Source organism: Hydrogenophaga laconesensis, from assembly GCF_031457235.1.
In the GTDB taxonomy this organism is placed as follows: domain Bacteria; phylum Pseudomonadota; class Gammaproteobacteria; order Burkholderiales; family Burkholderiaceae_C; genus Hydrogenophaga; species Hydrogenophaga laconesensis.
Map to the genome: position 1 here is coordinate 26,962 of NZ_JAVDWE010000015.1, position 16,091 is coordinate 43,052.

17 protein-coding genes are annotated in these 16,091 nt (G+C 66.1%); 7 read left to right on the forward strand and 10 right to left on the reverse strand.

The window, feature by feature from the left end:
• Nucleotide 1 precedes the first annotated feature (1 nt).
• Complete coding sequence (locus J2X09_RS21545; RefSeq protein ID WP_204735578.1) at nucleotides 2-1,453, forward strand: sensor histidine kinase; 1,452 nt, start codon at nucleotides 2-4, stop codon at nucleotides 1,451-1,453.
• Here J2X09_RS21545 and J2X09_RS21550 read toward each other — a convergent pair.
• From J2X09_RS21550 to J2X09_RS21590, 9 genes are all read right to left on the reverse strand, one after another.
• Nucleotides 1,450-2,796, reverse strand: a complete 1,347-nt coding sequence (locus tag J2X09_RS21550; protein WP_204735577.1) for a type II toxin-antitoxin system HipA family toxin — start codon at nucleotides 2,794-2,796, stop codon at nucleotides 1,450-1,452. The two genes, J2X09_RS21545 and J2X09_RS21550, sit on opposite strands and share 4 nt — an antisense overlap.
• 3 nt (nucleotides 2,797-2,799) lie before the next feature.
• Entirely contained in the window at nucleotides 2,800-3,066 is a 267-nt protein-coding gene (locus J2X09_RS21555; protein ID WP_204735576.1) for a helix-turn-helix domain-containing protein, read from the reverse strand.
• Nucleotides 3,067-3,220: 154 nt separating this feature from the next.
• Entirely contained in the window at nucleotides 3,221-3,619 is a 399-nt protein-coding gene (locus J2X09_RS21560; RefSeq protein ID WP_204735575.1) for a hypothetical protein, read from the reverse strand.
• A gap of 203 nt (nucleotides 3,620-3,822) precedes the next feature.
• Nucleotides 3,823-4,797: a Bug family tripartite tricarboxylate transporter substrate binding protein gene (locus J2X09_RS21565; RefSeq protein WP_204735574.1), complete on the reverse strand. Its 975-nt coding sequence runs from the start codon at nucleotides 4,795-4,797 to the stop codon at nucleotides 3,823-3,825.
• Between the two features lie 21 nt (nucleotides 4,798-4,818).
• A complete protein-coding gene (locus tag J2X09_RS21570) occupies nucleotides 4,819-5,817 on the reverse strand; it encodes a Bug family tripartite tricarboxylate transporter substrate binding protein (protein WP_204735573.1) in 999 nt (332 codons plus the stop codon).
• 41 nt (nucleotides 5,818-5,858) lie between these two features.
• Nucleotides 5,859-6,053 carry a hypothetical protein gene (locus J2X09_RS21575; protein ID WP_204735572.1) on the reverse strand — a complete coding sequence of 65 codons (195 nt, stop codon included), beginning with the start codon at nucleotides 6,051-6,053 and terminating at the stop codon, nucleotides 5,859-5,861.
• Nucleotides 6,050-7,645: an FAD-dependent oxidoreductase gene (locus J2X09_RS21580; protein ID WP_204735571.1), complete on the reverse strand. Its 1,596-nt coding sequence runs from the start codon at nucleotides 7,643-7,645 to the stop codon at nucleotides 6,050-6,052. The genes J2X09_RS21575 and J2X09_RS21580 overlap by 4 nt, the downstream gene beginning before the upstream one ends.
• A gap of 14 nt (nucleotides 7,646-7,659) precedes the next feature.
• Nucleotides 7,660-8,454, reverse strand: a complete 795-nt coding sequence (locus J2X09_RS21585; RefSeq protein WP_204735570.1) for an alpha/beta fold hydrolase — start codon at nucleotides 8,452-8,454, stop codon at nucleotides 7,660-7,662.
• Between the two features lie 15 nt (nucleotides 8,455-8,469).
• The gene (locus J2X09_RS21590) at nucleotides 8,470-9,030 is read right to left on the reverse strand and encodes a cupin domain-containing protein (protein ID WP_204735569.1); all 561 of its coding nucleotides are present in this window, start codon (nucleotides 9,028-9,030) and stop codon (nucleotides 8,470-8,472) included.
• A 119-nt stretch (nucleotides 9,031-9,149) separates the two neighbouring features.
• Here J2X09_RS21590 and J2X09_RS21595 point away from each other — a divergent pair, with 119 nt between their 5' ends.
• Nucleotides 9,150-10,076, forward strand: coding sequence for a LysR family transcriptional regulator (locus J2X09_RS21595; protein WP_204735568.1), 927 nt, complete (start codon nucleotides 9,150-9,152; stop codon nucleotides 10,074-10,076).
• Nucleotides 10,077-10,138: 62 nt separating this feature from the next.
• Complete coding sequence (locus J2X09_RS21600) at nucleotides 10,139-10,933, forward strand: DUF8757 domain-containing protein (RefSeq protein WP_510184453.1); 795 nt, start codon at nucleotides 10,139-10,141, stop codon at nucleotides 10,931-10,933.
• On the opposite strand, the gene J2X09_RS21605 is transcribed toward J2X09_RS21600, so the two are convergent.
• Nucleotides 10,890-11,420, reverse strand: a complete 531-nt coding sequence (locus J2X09_RS21605) for a DUF488 domain-containing protein (RefSeq protein ID WP_204735566.1) — start codon at nucleotides 11,418-11,420, stop codon at nucleotides 10,890-10,892. The two genes, J2X09_RS21600 and J2X09_RS21605, sit on opposite strands and share 44 nt — an antisense overlap.
• A 248-nt stretch (nucleotides 11,421-11,668) precedes the next feature.
• Here J2X09_RS21605 and J2X09_RS21610 point away from each other — a divergent pair, with 248 nt between their 5' ends.
• From J2X09_RS21610 to cybH, 4 genes are read left to right on the forward strand one after another with little or no spacing between them, the layout of a single operon-like run.
• Nucleotides 11,669-12,769: a hydrogenase small subunit gene (locus tag J2X09_RS21610; protein WP_204735565.1), complete on the forward strand. Its 1,101-nt coding sequence runs from the start codon at nucleotides 11,669-11,671 to the stop codon at nucleotides 12,767-12,769.
• A 27-nt stretch (nucleotides 12,770-12,796) separates the two neighbouring features.
• Nucleotides 12,797-14,656 carry a nickel-dependent hydrogenase large subunit gene (locus J2X09_RS21615; protein WP_204735564.1) on the forward strand — a complete coding sequence of 620 codons (1,860 nt, stop codon included), beginning with the start codon at nucleotides 12,797-12,799 and terminating at the stop codon, nucleotides 14,654-14,656.
• A gap of 26 nt (nucleotides 14,657-14,682) precedes the next feature.
• Nucleotides 14,683-15,285: a HupE/UreJ family protein gene (locus J2X09_RS21620; RefSeq protein WP_204735563.1), complete on the forward strand. Its 603-nt coding sequence runs from the start codon at nucleotides 14,683-14,685 to the stop codon at nucleotides 15,283-15,285.
• Nucleotides 15,286-15,313: 28 nt separating this feature from the next.
• Nucleotides 15,314-16,045 carry a Ni/Fe-hydrogenase, b-type cytochrome subunit gene (gene cybH, locus J2X09_RS21625; RefSeq protein WP_204735562.1) on the forward strand — a complete coding sequence of 244 codons (732 nt, stop codon included), beginning with the start codon at nucleotides 15,314-15,316 and terminating at the stop codon, nucleotides 16,043-16,045.
• The last annotated feature ends 46 nt before the right edge of the window (nucleotides 16,046-16,091 follow it).

Below are 16,091 nucleotides of genomic sequence, written 5' to 3' on the forward strand. Positions count from 1 at the left end.
CGTGGCCGAGGAGCTGGCATCCAGGACGCCGCCTTCGCTGCGACGGCGGCTCATGCTGTGGCTGGCCGTGCCCTTCGTGCTGTTCCTCGCGCTGGACGCCTACACCAGCTACCGCGCCACGCTGCGCATCAGCCAGATCGCGTTCGACCGCCTGCTCGTGACCTCCGCGCATGCGCTGGCCGACCTCATCCGCCTGGAGCGCGGCGAGCTGCAGATCACGCTGCCACACGCCGCGCTGGAGATCTACGACAGCAGCGCGTCGGGCGATTCCGGCACGCGCAGCCGCATGGTCTACCGCGTGAGCTACCTCGACGGCCGCTACCTCGCGGGCGACGAAGCGCTGCCGCCGTACCAGGGGCGCCCGGCCATCCACCCGCTGTACCGCGCCATGATCGACCTCTACGACACACAGCAGGGCAGCGAGGCCATGCGCATGGCCGCGCTGCTACAACCCGTGGAAACCTTCGAAGGCATGCGCCTGCTGATCGTGCAGGTGGGCGAGCCCTCCGCCTACCGCGACCGCCTGGCGCGCGACATCCTCCTGCAGACGCTGTTGCGCCAGGGCGCGCTGCTGGCCACCCTGCTCGCGCTGGTGTGGGTGATGGCCACCTGGGCACAGCAACCGCTGCGCGCCTTTGCGCGCCGGCTGGAACGGCGCCCCGCGGACGATCTGGCCCCGCTGGAGGACCCCGTGGCGCTGCGCGAGCTGCAGCCGGTGGTGGTGGCCTTCAACGGCCTGCTGGCCCGCCTGCACGGCGCGCGCGAACAGCAGCGCCGCTTCGTGGCCGATGCCTCGCACCAGCTGCGCACACCGCTGAGCGTGCTGCAGCTGCAGGCCGATGCGGGGTTGAGTGGCGACATTCCGCCGCAGGAAGCGCTCGCCTCCATCGCCACCACCTCGCGCCGTGCCACGCGGCTGGCCGAGCAGCTGCTCTCGCTGGCGCGGGCGCAGCAGACCGAATCGCTCGCTGCGGCACAGAACGAGGCCTTCGACCTGGGTGAACTGGTGAGCGAGATCGCCATCGAGCTCTCGCCCCTCATTGCCCGCAAGCACCTCGACTTTCAACTCGATGCCAGACCGTTCGTGATGGAGAGCCAGCGCTGGATGGTGCGCGAGATCCTTGCGAACCTGCTGCGCAACGCCATGGAATTCACGCCCGACCAGGGCCGGCTTGGCGTGCGCATCGAGGCCAGGGAGCAAGGCGGTGTGCGCCTCGTCGTGTGGGACACGGGGCCCGGCATGTCGCCCGGCATGCAGGCCGTGGCGTTCACGCCGTTCGCCCGCGAGCCCTCGGCGCGGCCGAACAGCGGCGCGGGGCTGGGGCTGGCCATCTGCGCCGACCTGGCGCGCACCATTGGCGCCGGGCTGCGGTTGAACAACCGGGTGGAAGACGGCCGGCTGCTGGGGCTGGATGTGGAACTGGTCTGGCGCCCCGTGGCACCGGACAACTAAGCCGCCGGCTGCTCCCGCAGCCGCTTTGCCTGACCGCGCATGCCCTTGAAGATGGCGGCAGCCACGTCTTCCGGAAAGCCTTTTGGCAATTGACTGCCCACCGTGTCGATGGCGCCCTCGACACGGGACAGCAGATCGCGAATGACGTCCTCGGCGCTGTCGCCCCAGCCGCACCGCGCAGCGGTGGCGTTGAAGTGGCGTCGCATCACGGTGGCCAGTGGGTAGTGGCGGTTCTTGCCAGTCACGGCCATCGCCAGCCTGGCGTTCTTCCATGCCAGCTGGTTCTTGCCGCGGCCGATGATGGGCCAGACCGAGAGCACGTCGTACAAAGGCGCCAGCATGTAGACGCCGCCCGCGTGCAGCCGCAGGCTGAAATTCTTGGCGTGGCCATCGGTCGCCGCCATCAGCCAGAACGCCACCTGGCTCGCGAGCAAGGTGCGCAGGTCGGCGCGCGCATTCTGCGAGCCATGCAGCACCTGTGCCAGCCGTTCGATGCCGGGGCCGCCGTCGGCTTCGTACTTCAGGGCAGGGCCCACGCCGAGTGCCTGGCAGAAGTCTTCCTGGGGCAAGCGGAGAATCCACGGCTCGGCCGGATGCGGCTTGCGGTCAAACCGCTCGACCACCAGCACCGGCGCATGGTCCGCGAAGGTGGCGATGTCTGCCCGCGCCACATCGAAACCCAGCGCGGCCATCAGCTTCAGGCACAGCCATTCGTTGTGGACCGATGTGCGCATGTCGGCCTGCATGTTGCCCACCATGCCCAGCGGCAGTTTGATGATGTGCGTTGTCGGCGTGGCGCCCAGCGGGCGCATCCATCGGCCGCCATGGTGCAGCAAGGCGGTCTTCTCCTGCGCGCCAGCGATCGAGATGCGGAAGTCCTGCTGCTGGCTCGCCGGGCCGAACGTCGCCCCACCCACCGCCGAACGCAGCAGGGTGGCCACGGCTTCGTCGTCCAGCGGCTCGCCTTCGATGCGGTCGAAGCCGGTGGGTGTTTCATCGGCCTCCAGCAACTGCACCGCTCCGACGCAATCGCGCCCGATGGCCGCGAGCAGATCGAACGTGTCTTCGGAGCCTGCGGCATACCGCTGCGCAAGCCGTCTGCGGATGGCTCCACTGTCGGGCAAGAGGTTCTCGAAGAAGCTGTGCACCAGCTCGCCGCGCAGAGGTTCGTTGCCCAGCAACGGCAGCGGAAGAGACAGCGACAGCGGCCGCGCGGAGGCCGATGCCAGCCAGCTCTCCGCGTAGCTCAACGCCATGGGCCGGCGACCCGATGGCGTCCAGTGCCCCACAAGCTCGCCATTGGTCCACACGGACAACGGGCGGGAATGCGCGCGCCGACCCATGGTTTACCAGATCACTTTCGATGTGCTTTGCGCGGGCGGGGTCTCGTCGCTGGGCTGCACGCTCAGCTGAAGCCCCAGCTGGGCACAGACGCCCAGGAGCTGGTCCACGCTCAGCGTGCCCGGTGACAGCTCCAGTTCGGAAAGGCGCTTCTGGCTCAAGCCCAGCCGCTCGCCCAGCTGGGCCTGCGTGAGCTTGCGGCTCTTGCGAGCCCCCCGCAGCAGCGTGCCAAGCTGCGATGCCGTTGTGATGGCTTGGATTCGATTGGACATGTTCACCGCCTGTTCCAGTAAATTCAATTTAGTGGAAAAAGCAGTATTCGTCAATAACCGGCATTACCGGTAAAAATCATTTACCGGAATAAGCGGTGCCTTTTTTCACCTCGCGGGCGAATGCAGACGGCCAGCGCGGGCCGTTGCCACATGGTCAGTACAGGAAGATCGTGCTGGCGCGGTCCTTGAACACCAGGCGCGCCTTGTCGCGCACCAGGGCGTGGTTCTGGCTCGCCACGGCGTGCACATAGGCAATGCGGTCGGCATTGAGGCCGGGAAACTCGCGCACGAGATCCGTGCCGCCGTGCACCGCCATGCGCACCGCCTGGCCATAGGTCCAGCGCAGCGTGTTGCACAGCTCGCGAAGCTGGTTCGCGTCCACCGCGCTGGGCAGGCGCAGGCCGTGGAACTCGAGGTACTGCACCAGCCGCATCTCGTCGTCTTCATGGATGACCGCCGTGCCGTTCGCGGCATCGGCCTGGATCACTTCGAAGAAGTCCTGTTGCGTCAGCGACTCGACGTCATCCGGCGTGAGCGCAAGGGTGGGCCGCATCACGCGGAAGGGGACGCCACCACCAGGCCTTGCCCGGGATGGGGGGAAAAGAATGACGGACATCGCAGAGAGAAAGTGGTCTTGCGTGGATTCTGCCCACGCACCCCTCGCGCCGTCCGTGAGGGAATCGGCACCTTTGGCGATTGCGATGCCGGTCTTTGCGGCGATGTCAGAAGAATGGTTGACCTCAGAGGCAGCAGTGGTCAATCGAGACTGACATTCGCCACCTTCGCCACCGCGCGCCAGTCCTCTCCCTCGGCCTTGATCACGGCCGCCGTCTCTTCGGGGCTGCGGCCCGTCACCGCCAGGCCTTGCGCGTCCAGCGCCTTCTGGAACTCGGTGTCGGAGGTGATGGCCTTGACCTCGTCGTACAGCCGCGCGATCACGGCCGGTGGTGTGCCGGTGGGCGCGTACAGGCCCACCCACGCGTTGCGCGCCGTGCCCAGCCCCTGGTTCTTGAGCAGCGGCACGCCGGCGAAGCGTGGCGAGGGCACATCGCCCAGCACGGCGAGCGCACGCAGCTTGCCCGACTCGATGTGCTGCGCCACCAGCGAGTACGACAGGCTCGACACCTGCACCTGGTTGCCCAGCAGGCCATTGAGCACGGGGCCGCCGCCCTGGTAGGGCACGTCGACGATGCGCGAGCCCAGCTTCTCGTTGACCTGTGCCATGAACAGGTGCGACGAACTGCCAATGCCGAAGTGGCCCCAGTTCAGCTTGCCGGGGTTCGCGCGGTCGTACTGCACCAGCTCCTGGATGCTGCGGATCGGCAGGCTGGTGGTGACGACCACGGCCGTGTCGATGCGGCTGATTTCCGAGATCGGTGCGAAGTCGCTCACCGCATACGGCAGCTTCTTGTAGATGGCCGGGTTGATGACGACGGTGTCGCTCAGCAGGATGCACAGCGTATGGCCGTCGGCCTGCGCCGTCTTGCACGCGGTGGCGCCGATGATGCCGCTGCCGCCGGCCCGGTTCTCCACCGTCACCGGCTGGCCGAGCTGTCTCGAGAGGCGCTCGCTCACGCGGCGCGCGACGAGGTCCACCGGTCCGCCGGCGGCGAGCGGCACGATGACCTTGATGGGCCGCGCGGGCCAGGCGGCGGCGGTCTGCGCGGCGCAGGCCCAGGCGCTGGCCAGCAGGCCGAAGGCGCAGGTGAGTTTGAGCAGGGGTCTGGTCATGGTGTGGGTCCTTGTCATGGCTCAGTCCAGCTGGATGCCGGTCTGCTTCACCAGCCCGTGCCAGACCTCGCGGTCCTTTTTCAGGAAGGCCGCGAACGCCTCGGGCGACTGCGCGGTCGTGCGCATGGACATGGTGGCGTTCTGCTCGCGCATCGCGGGTGTCTGCATCGCCGCATTGATCTGCGCATTGAGCTTGTTGACGATGGCGCGCGGCGTGCCGGCCGGTGCCATGAGGCCGAACCAGGTGAAGGTGCCGGGGTCGCCCACGCCGGTTTCGGCGAGCGTGGGCACGTCGGGCAGTTGCGCCGAGCGCGTGGGGGCCAGCACCGCGAGCGCGCGCATCTTGCCGGCCCTGGTCTGCGCCACGATGCCGGGGTTGCCCACCGACACGTAGAGCAGCTGGATGTCGCCGGTGAGGAAGGCCTGCATCATCGGGCCGAAGCCGTTGAAGGGCACGTGCAGCAGCTCGGTGTTCGTGGCGCGCTTGAGCCATTCCATGGTGAGGTGCGTGTCCGATCCATTGCCGAAGGAACCGTAGGCCAGCTTGCCCGGGTTCTTCTGCGCGTGGGCGATGAGCTCCTTCATGTTGTTCACGGGCACCGAGGGCGAGACAAGGAACACCATGTCCGGCACCACCAGCGGCGAAACCGCCTCGAAGTCTTTCGCCGCGTCGTACGGCAGCTTGCGGTACAGGTGCGGGTTGATGGAGAGCGAACTGCCGCTCACCACACACAGCGTGCTGCCATCGGGCGGCGCCTTGGCGCAGGTGTCGGTGCCGATGATGGTGTTGGCACCGGGCCGGTTCTCCACCACGAAAGACTGGCCGTTCTTCTCCGTGAGGATCTGGCCCAGCAGCCGCGTCACGACATCGGGCGCACCGCCCGCGCCCAGCGGCACGATGAGGCGCACCGGCTTGGTGGGGTAGGCCACGTCGGGTGCGGTCTGCGCCCAGGCGCCCACCGCAAGGCCCAGCGCGAACAGCACGCCCGCGAGGCGCGAGGCTTTCAAGAACTTCTTCACGTGTTGTCTCCTTCTTTTTGAAATGCGGGAACAGGGCGCGCTCAGGCCGGCAGGTGCCTCCTGGCGCGTTCGATGCGCTGGGCCAGCGCGCCCGCCGGTGCACCGGCGGCCAGCAGGATCACCAGCTTGGTGAGGAACAGTTCGCGTTGCGGCGCGGGCACCTGGTCGATCGCGGCGGCGAGGTCGATGAAGTCGCGTTCGGCGAAGGTGGTGTTCGGGTCGGTGGTGGTGCTCATTGCATCTCCTCGGTGCGGGCGCAGGCGGCCGCACCCAATGCTGCGTCCACCTGCTCGGGGGTGGCCTCGCGCCACCGCGCGGCCACGCGGTGGTCGGGCCGTATCAGGTAACAGCTGCCGGGGCGTGCGTCGAACAGGCGGCCCAGCGTGCTGTCGGCTGAGAGGTGCAACACCTGCAGCGGTTCGGCGAAGCGCTCGGCATCGAAATGCGCAGCACCGTCGGTGAAAACGATCAGCGCGAACCGCGTGCCGAGCTGGTCGTACAGGCGCTCGCCGGCCGGGTTCAACACGGCATCGGGCACGAGCGCCCCTGGGCGGCACGCGGGGCCAAAGGCGCCGTCGTCCGGGGTGTTGAGCGGGCTGTCGGTGCAGTCGTGTGGCGGCGTGGCGTAGGGATCGAACAGGTTGCCCAGGAAGTTCTCGCTCAGCGAGAGCGAGAGCACCGCCTCGCGCACCAGCGCAATGCCGGGCGAAGGCGTGGTGATGAAGATGGTGGTGCGCGTGAGCTCGGCCAGCGTGGCCAGCAGTGCGCCACGCCGTTCCTGCGTGTACGAGTCCAGCAACTGCGCGTCGGACTCGCCCTTCACCACGCGCGCCAGTTTCCACGCGAGGTTGTGCGCGTCCTCGTAGCCGTGGTTCACGCCGCGCCCCCCGAAGATCGGCACCTGGTGTGCCGCGTCGCCCGCGAACAGCACCCGGCCACGGTTGTAGCTGGGCAGCGACACGGCATTGGCCTTGTACACCGAGGTCAGCACGAGTTCGTAGTCGGGCTCGATGCCCATCAGCTCGAAATGCGCGCGGATCCGCGCATGCACCTGCTCGGGCTGCATCTCGGTCTCGGCGTCCTGGTCGTCCATGAGCTGGAAGTCCAGCCGCCACATGTCGAACGGCGCCTTGTGCATCAGCACCGTCTTGCCCGGCAGGTAGGGCGGGCTGAAGAACAGGCGGCGGCCTTCGGGCAGTGGCTGTTTGCAGAGGATGTCGTTGATGACAAAGCGCTGCGAGTACGAGGTGCCTTCGTAGTCGATGCCCACGCAGCGCCGCGTGATTCCGCGCGGCCCGTCGGCGGCCACGAACCAGGGCGCGTCCAGCGTGTAGTCGCCCAGCGGCGTGGCCACGGCGAGGTGCACCGCATCGTCGTTCGCGTCGATCTGCGTGACGCGGTGCTGGTAGCGCACGTCGCAAAAGCCCGTGGCCAGCAGTTCGTCGAGCAGCAGCTGTTCCATCCAGCACTGCTGCAGGTTGGTCTGGCCGTGCTTCTCGTGCGGCGGCGGCGCGATCACCATGGAATGCACCAGCTCGCGCTGGTAGAACGTCCACCCGGCGGACCAGGTGAGCGCCTTCTCCATCACGCGGTCGCCCACGCCGAGGTGGTCGAGGATCTGCATGGAACGCCGGCTCATGGCCAGTGCGCGGCTGCCTTGCGAAATCGTGTCGCGCGCTTCCAGCACCACGCTGCGCACGCCGTGACGCGCCAGGCCGAGCGCGGTGGCCAGGCCCACCGGGCCTGCGCCCACGATCACGACCTCGGCCGTGGTGTTGTCCAGCCCCTCGGGTGCTTTGCAGGGCATGGTCTGCCAGTTGAAGTACATGGGTGTGTTCTTTCTCAACGAAGGAAATCGAGCAGGGCCCGGTTGAAGACCTCGGGCTGCTCCAGGTTGCTCAGGTGCCCGGCGCGCTCGATGCGCGCGTGCACCGCGCCGGGAATGCGCGCCAGCAATTGCCGCGTCACGGCTTCGGGGTACACCCGGTCCTGGTCGGTGGAGATGACCAGCGTGGGGCAGGCGATCTGCTCCAGCGGGTCGCCCCGGTCCTGCCGTGTCGAGGCCTCCAGCACCGCGAGGTAGTTCTTCAGGCGGATGCGCTGCATCGCGTCCGCCGCGATGCGCAGGGCCTCGGGTGCGGCGCCGGGCGCGCACATGGCGCGGGCCTGGTCCATGCCGAAGCTGTCGGGCACGCGCCCGTCGCGGAACGCGGCGGAGCGGTCGGCAATGAAGCGGTCCACCTCGTCGGGCGGCATGGCGTCGAAGCCCGGGCTGGCGTTGGCGAGCACCAGCGAGGCCACGCGCTGCGGGTGGCGCAGCGCCACCGAGCGCACCACGCGGCTGCCCATGGACAGGCCCACCAGATGCGTACGCGGCGCGTTGAAATGGTCCATCACCGTGAGCAGGTCCGCGCCGAAGTCGCGGTGAAAGTCCAGCGGGCCTTCAATATCGCCGCTGGCGCCGTAGCCGCGCAGGTCCACGCTCACCGCCGTGAAGTGCGGCCGCAGCGCCTCGATCTGCCCGTGCCAGGTGCTGCGGTCGCCCCCCATGCCGTGCACCATGAGCACCAGCGGCCCCCGCCCCGCCACGCTCACCGCAATGCGCGGCGAACGCTGGCCGATGATCAAGGTCTCCATGCGAGCGCGCCCCGTTCAGCCGCGCGCCGGCAGCGGCAGCGCGTCGATCAGCACAAAGGCCACCGTGGCCGCTTGAGCCGTGCGGTTGCTCCAGCCGTGGCTGGTGCCGCGCTGCACCAGCACGTCGCCGGCTTTCAGCAGCGTCTCGCCTTCGTCCATCACTGCCCAGATCTCGCCCGCGAGCACGATGGCGTAGTCCACCGACGCGGTGGTGTGCATGCCCACCGTGCTGCCCTTGCGCGTGGCCGCGCCAGACAGGTCATGCCCCATCGCGGCAAAGGCGGCGTGCTCGTCCCAGCCGGCCATGTAGCCCGCGTCGGGCGGGAACTGCACCACGCGGAACACGCTGCCGCCCGCGGGCGGTGCGAGCGTGACGGTGGAGCAGGGTTCGGTGTTGCCCGTGTTGTCGGCGGGCGAGCCGAAGGTCTTCCAAAGATCCGTCACCACCGGGCCGGTGGCCGTGGTGCGCAACACGAACGGCGAGAGGCCATCCTGCGCAATCACCGACCGGCCGGCCGCGTCGTGGCCCGTCACCACACGGCGCACCGCGCCGGGTTGTTGCTTCTCAACCGTCATGCTGTCTGTCTCCTTGTGCCGCGAATGGTAGGGACGGACAGGGATATGCGATACATGAGATTCGGCATGGCAGTTCAACGACAATCGTTGAACTCGAACCCAACCGGAACGGAGACCCTGTGGACCTGAAACTGGTGGACTGCTTTATGCGCGTGGTGGAAGCCGGCAGCATCAACAAGGCCGCGCTGGAGATGGAGATCACCCAGCCCGCGCTCTCGCGCCGCCTCAACGCGCTCGAGCACGACCTCGGCATCCAGCTGCTGGTGCGCGAAGCGCGCGGCGTGAAGCTGACCGAAGCCGGCACCCTGCTCTTCAACGGCGCGCGGCCCCTGCTGCGGCAAGCCGAGCTGCTGCGCGACGAACTGGGCCGCGAAGCGCGCGCGCAGGTCTCCATCGGCCTGCCGTTCTCCATGCACCGGCTCATCACCGCGCCCTTCGCGGCGGCGGAAATCCCCTCGCGCTCGGCCGTGTCGCTGCGCATCTACGAAGGCTTCATCCACCACCTGCGCGAATGGATGCAGCAGGGCCTGATCGACGTGGCCATCATGGACTTCGAGGAAGGCACCTCACCCCTGCACGACCAGACGCCGCTCATCCGCGAACCCCTGCTGCTGGTGGGCCCCGCCGATGCCCGGCTGCACCCCGACCGCCCCATGAGCGCCGAACAGCTCGGCGCGTGCAAGCTCATCCTGCCCGGCCGGCCCAACCTCATCCGCAAGACGGTGGACACCTACCTGAAACGCCACGGCCAGAAATTTCGCCGCGCGGCTGACGCGGAGACGCTGCAGCTCTGCCTGTCGCTCGTGAAAGACGGCCTGGGCTACACCGTGATGCCCTACTGCGCCATGCACGACTTTCCGCAGATGCACGAACTCAGCGCCACGCCGATCAAGGGTTTGTTCATCACGTGGTCGCTGTACGTGAGCCAGGCGCGAAGACACAGTGCGGGGGTGCGGGCCACGGCGACGAGCCTGCAGCGGATGATGGGCGGCCTGGTGGAACAAGGGCGCTGGCCGTTGGCGACCTTGTTGGCGAAGCCATCGTGACTTGTGCGATTGATCGCTACTTCACGTAGAGACTCCACCAAGGGGAAATTCTCTACTTCCAAGTGGTTCGGGTTTTCGAGGGGACTTCAAAAACTTCTTGCGTGGCCGGGATGACAGAAAACGGCAAGCTTGTTCGCCTTTACCCTGTACCTTTCCGCTTGGTAGCGGATGATCAGCAGTTCCGAAAATGGCAGTGGATCGAAGCGCGAGTTGAAAAGGCGAACGCCGACCATCGCCCCGAAAGCCACCGTTTATTCGTGGACACAGTCGAATGCGATCCTGAACCCCTTAGGGCGGGAAAGGAGGGTTGGCCACGACGAATGCAACTACTGTCCCAACTGACCGTGTTTGACGATTTTTCAACCATCCAAGCGGCACGGATTGAAAACGGCACATCACTTGCATTGCTCCGGCCGTCGCGCATCCTCGGCCTCGACATATCCCCTGCAAAAAGTACCGAATGGACCACCGCAGAAAAAGAAAAGTTGCTTCAACTGCAAAGTCAAGGCAACCTCTTCGACGGTGATGAGGAAAGCAAACATATACGGCTGCTAGAGAAGTTGCCGTTCGATTTCCACTATCGCTACGAGTGCATCGTTGACGGTGAGGTGCGCTCCTACAGACACAAGATCGTGGACTGGGAAGCTGGCGCGCTGTTTAGAAACCTTCGGAGGAAGTTAGGCGCCTCTGGATGGGAGGCTCCGTTTCGGGAGAAGTACGAACGCGAGTTGCCCGCACGCGACCTACTTCTTTTACTGGGGACAATTCACCGATTCCCCGATCAATGGCTGGCCGTTAGCGTAATTTGTCCACCTAGGCCGCAAGCCGGCCAGCAACATCAGGAAAGCTTGTTCTAGAGGTAAGGTGCACAACTACCGGACCACCTTTCGTCCGCGCAGCGCGTGCCACATAAGTGCGGTGGCACATCGTGAAATCAGATTCGAAACAGACTAGGCAAGCAGTCGTCGCGTTGGCGATCTTCACCAACTCGTTCACCGTGCTCTGCTGAGTCTCCAAGTACGCAAGAAAACCACGCGTATAAGTCGCCCAAGAGCCATCTGCTTTGTATCTTTCGCGGACCTCCTTGGGACAGCCCAGCGCAGGAATGTGGGCGTAAGCGATGCCGGCTTCGGCAAGTGCGTCGCGAAAGCTGGATTTCGAAAAGCCCTTCTTTCGAGAAAGCGGCAACTCTCGCACATCGACGACAGTTTTAACGCCGGCAGCACGAGCCCGTTCGATGAACGTTGAAATGTCCAAACCTTCGTAGCCGAGTGTGAAAAGGTGGTGCGTGGAATCCATCTGAACGAGTTTACTGGGGTGACTACGCGAAGCGGTGATGAACATGCTGTGTGGGAAATCGAGACCCTGGATGCACCGCAATGTTTCCTTTCACTATGTTCACAAGACCGACAGACCTTCTTACACCACAGAAGCTCAAGCATGGCCTCTTCGGACAAGGCCACTTTTACACCCCAACCAAATCAACCACTTAGCCGCGCCCCATAGGGTATTCCCGTGCATGCACCAGGCTGGCTCACGACTTGCGAAGCAGCGTCGCCCCGCCCCTAACAAAGCACCGGAGACATCCCGTCATGGAAACCTTCTACGAGGTCATGCGCCGCAAAGGCATCTCGCGCCGCAGCTTTCTCAAATACTGCTCGCTCACGGCCACCTCGCTGGGGTTGGCGCCTTCTTTCGTGCCGCAGATTGCGCACGCCATGGAAAACAAGCCGCGCACCCCGGTGCTGTGGCTGCACGGGCTGGAATGCACGTGTTGCACCGAATCGTTCATCCGCAGCGCGCACCCGCTGGCCAAGGACGTGGTGCTCTCCATGATCTCGCTGGACTACGACGACACGCTGATGGCCGCCGCCGGCCACCAGGCCGAGGCGATCCTCGAAGAGATCATGACCAAGTACAAGGGCCAGTACATCCTGGCGGTGGAAGGCAACCCGCCGCTGAATGAAGACGGCATGTTCTGCATCCAGTCGGGCAAGCCGTTCATTGAAAAGCTCAAGCACGTGGCGAAGGACGCCAAGGCCATCATTGCCTGGGGTTCCTGCGCTTCGTGGGGTTGCGTGCAGGCGGCCAAGCCGAACCCGACGCAGGCCACGCCGATCCACAAGGTGATCACCGACAAGCCCATCATCAAGGTGCCGGGCTGCCCGCCCATTCCCGAGGTGATGACGGGCGTGATCACCTACATGCTCACCTTCGACCGCGTGCCCGAGCTGGACCGCCAGGGCCGGCCGAAGATGTTCTACAGCCAGCGCATCCACGACAAGTGCTACCGCCGCCCGCACTTCGACGCGGGCCAGTTCGTGGAGGCGTGGGACGACGCCTCGGCGCGCAAGGGTTACTGCCTCTACAAGGTGGGCTGCAAGGGCCCCACCTCGTACAACGCCTGCTCCACTGTGCAGTGGAATGAGGGCACGAGCTTCCCCATCAAGGCGGGCCACGGCTGCATTGGCTGTTCGGAAGACGGCTTCTGGGACAAGGGTTCGTTCTACGACCGCCTGACGGACATCCACGCCTTCGGCATCGAGGCCAACGCAGACCAGATCGGCGCGACGGCCGCTGGCGTGGTGGGCGCGGCGGTGGCGGCGCACGCGGCCATTTCGGTGGCCAAGCGCGCGAGCGACAGCCGCAAGGGCAAGACGGGCCATAAGGCCGACGCACCCGCGAACCACTGACCCCACGACGAGAACGAGGACAAGAACATGGGTGCTTACGAGACTCAAGGCTTCCGCATGGACAACACGGGGCGGCGCATCGTCGTCGACCCGGTGACGCGGATCGAAGGCCACATGCGCTGCGAGGTGAACCTCGACAGCAACAACGTGATCCGCAACGCGGTGTCCACCGGCACCATGTGGCGCGGGCTGGAGGTGATTCTGAAAGGCCGCGACCCGCGCGACGCCTGGGCGTTCGTGGAACGCATCTGCGGCGTGTGCACGGGCTGCCACGCGCTCACCTCGGTGCGCGCGGTGGAAGACGCGCTGGGCATCAAGATTCCGCTGAACGCCCACCTCATCCGCGAGATGATGGCCAAGACGCTGCAGGTGCACGACCACGCGGTGCACTTCTACCACCTGCACGCGCTGGACTGGGTGGACGTGGTGTCGTGCCTGAAGGCGGACCCGAAGAAGACGAGCGACCTGCAGCACATGGTGTCGCCTTCGCACCCGCTGTCGTCGCCGGGTTATTTCCGTGACGTGCAGAACCGTTTGAAGAAGTTCGTGGAGAGCGGCCAGCTCGGCCCGTTCGCGAACGGCTACTGGGGTTCCAAGGCCTATGTGCTGCCGCCCGAGGCGAACCTGATGGCGGTGACGCACTACCTGGAGGCGCTGGACCTGCAGAAGGAATGGGTGAAGGTGCACACCATCTTCGGCGGCAAGAACCCGCACCCGAACTACCTGGTGGGCGGCGTGCCCTGCGCGATCAACATCGACGGCGATGGCGCCGCCGGTGCCCCGATCAACATGGAGCGGCTGAATTTCGTTCAGGCCCGCATCCAGGAAATGATCGACTTCAACAACAACGTCTACGTGCCGGACGTGCTGGCCATCGGCACCATCTACAAGCAGGCGGGCTGGCTGTACGGCGGCGGCCTTTCTGCCACCAACGTGGCGGACTACGGCACCTATGAGAAGGTGCCTTACGACCACAGCACGCACCAGCTGCCGGGCGGCGTGATTCTGGATGGCGACTGGAACAAGATCCACGAGATCGACCCGCGCGACCCAGAGCAGGTGCAGGAGTTCGTGACGCACAGCTGGTACAAGTACGGCGACGAAACCAAGGGCCTGCACCCCTGGGACGGCGTGACCGAAGCGAACTACAAGCCCGAAGGCCCGAACTTCAAGGGCACGCGCACGAAGATCGAGCAGCTCGACGAATCGGCCAAGTACTCGTGGATCAAGTCGCCCCGCTGGCGCGGCCATGCGGTGGAAGTGGGGCCGCTCTCGCGCTACATCCTGGGCTATGCGCACGCCATGCAGGGCAACAAGTATTGCCAGCGCGTGAAGCAGCAGGTGGACGAAGCGGCGGTGGCCATCAACAGCGGCATTCCGAAAGCGCTGGGCCTGCCCGAGACGAAGTACACCGCCAAGCAGCTGCTGCCCACCACCATCGGCCGCACGCTGGCACGCGCGCTGGAAAGCCAGTACGCCGCCGAGATGATGATGGACGACTTCAAGCAGATGGTCGGCAACATCAAGGCGGGTGACTCGAGCACCGCCAACGTGGAGAAGTGGGACCCGAAGACCTGGCCGAAGGAGGCCAAGGGCGTGGGCACGGTGGCCGCGCCGCGCGGCATGCTGGGCCACTGGATCCGCATCAAGGACGGGAAGATCGAGAACTACCAGTGCGTGGTGCCCACCACCTGGAACGGTTCGCCGCGCGACCACAAAGGCCAGATCGGCGCGTTCGAAGCGTCGCTGATGAACACGCCGATGGTCAACCCCGAACAGCCGCTGGAGATCCTGCGCACGCTGCACAGCTTCGACCCCTGCCTGGCCTGCTCGACGCACGTGATGAGCGAGGACGGCCAGGAGATGAGCAGAGTGACCGTGCGCTGACCCGACAGAACAACGAGGAGACTTCCATGAACCGCAATACCAAGCGCGGCCTGATCGCCGCCACCCTGCTCGCCGGCCTGGCTGGCGCCGCGCAGGCCCACACCGGCCATGGCACCAGCAGCCTGTTCGAAGGCCTGGTGCACCCCTTTGGCGCCGACCACCTGCTGGCCATGGTGGCCGTGGGGGTGTGGTCGGTCTCGGCGCTGCCGGCCCACAAGGCCTGGCAGGGCCCGGCCGCGTTCCTGCTCGCGCTCATCGTGAGCGCGACGCTGGGCATGCTGGGCTTCACCGTGCCTTATCTGGAACACGGTGTGTCGCTCTCGGTGGTGATGTTCGGCGCCATGCTGCTGCTGGCGCGCCGCACTGCGGCGCCGGCCATTGGCCTGGGCCTGATCGCGGCCGCCGCTTCGCTGCACGGCCTGGCGCACGGTTCCGAAACGCCGGAGAGCGGTTTCGCCGGCTACGCGGTGGGCTTCCTGTTCACCACCGCGCTGCTGCACCTGGGCGGCGTGGGCGTCGGCCTGGGCATCCAGCGCTGGCTGGGTGCGCGCAGCGGCGTGGTGCTGGGTGGGCTGGGCGCGCTGTTGAGCGCGGCGGGCCTGTACCTCTTCGGGCAACTCGCGGCCTGAGCCTTCTTCACACCAGGAGGTCATCACCATGTCCGCCACATCCCAACACCACGTGCCAACCGGCGCCGAGCGCGACGCGCTGGAACTGCAGCAGGGTCAGACGATCCGCTCGGTCTATGTGTACGAGGCGCCGGTGCGCCTCTGGCACTGGATCAACGCGCTCTCCATCACGGTGCTGTGCGTCACCGGTTATTTCATCGGCCAGCCGCTGCCCACCATGCCGGGCGAGGCCAGCGCGCACTACCTTATGGGCTACATCCGCTTCGCGCACTTCGCGGCGGGCTACATCATGGCCATCGGCCTGGTGGTGCGCGCGTACTGGGCCCTGGTGGGCAACCACCACGCCAAGGAACTGTTCTGGGTGCCGGTGTTCCAGAAAGCGTACTGGCTCGAGGTGTTCAACATGCTGCGCTGGTACCTGTTCCTCATTCCGAAGCCGAACCAGTACGTGGGCCACAACCCGCTGGCGCGCTTCGCCATGTTCTTCTTCTACCTGTTGCTCTCGATCTTCATGGTGGTGACGGGCTTCGCGCTGTACAGCGAAGGCTCGCAGGCCGGCTCGTGGCAGGACCACCTGTTCGGCTGGGTGATTCCGCTGTTCGGCCAGAGCCAGGACGTGCACACCTGGCACCGCATGGGCATGTGGGGCATCGTGGTGTTCGTGATGCTGCACATCTACGCGGCGATCCGCGAAGACATCATGGGCCGCCAGAGCATCGTGAGCACGATGATTTCCGGTCATCGGACGTTCAAGGAATAACCCCCCGCGCCGCCTTCGGCGTCACCCCCCTCAGGGGGGCGGTGCC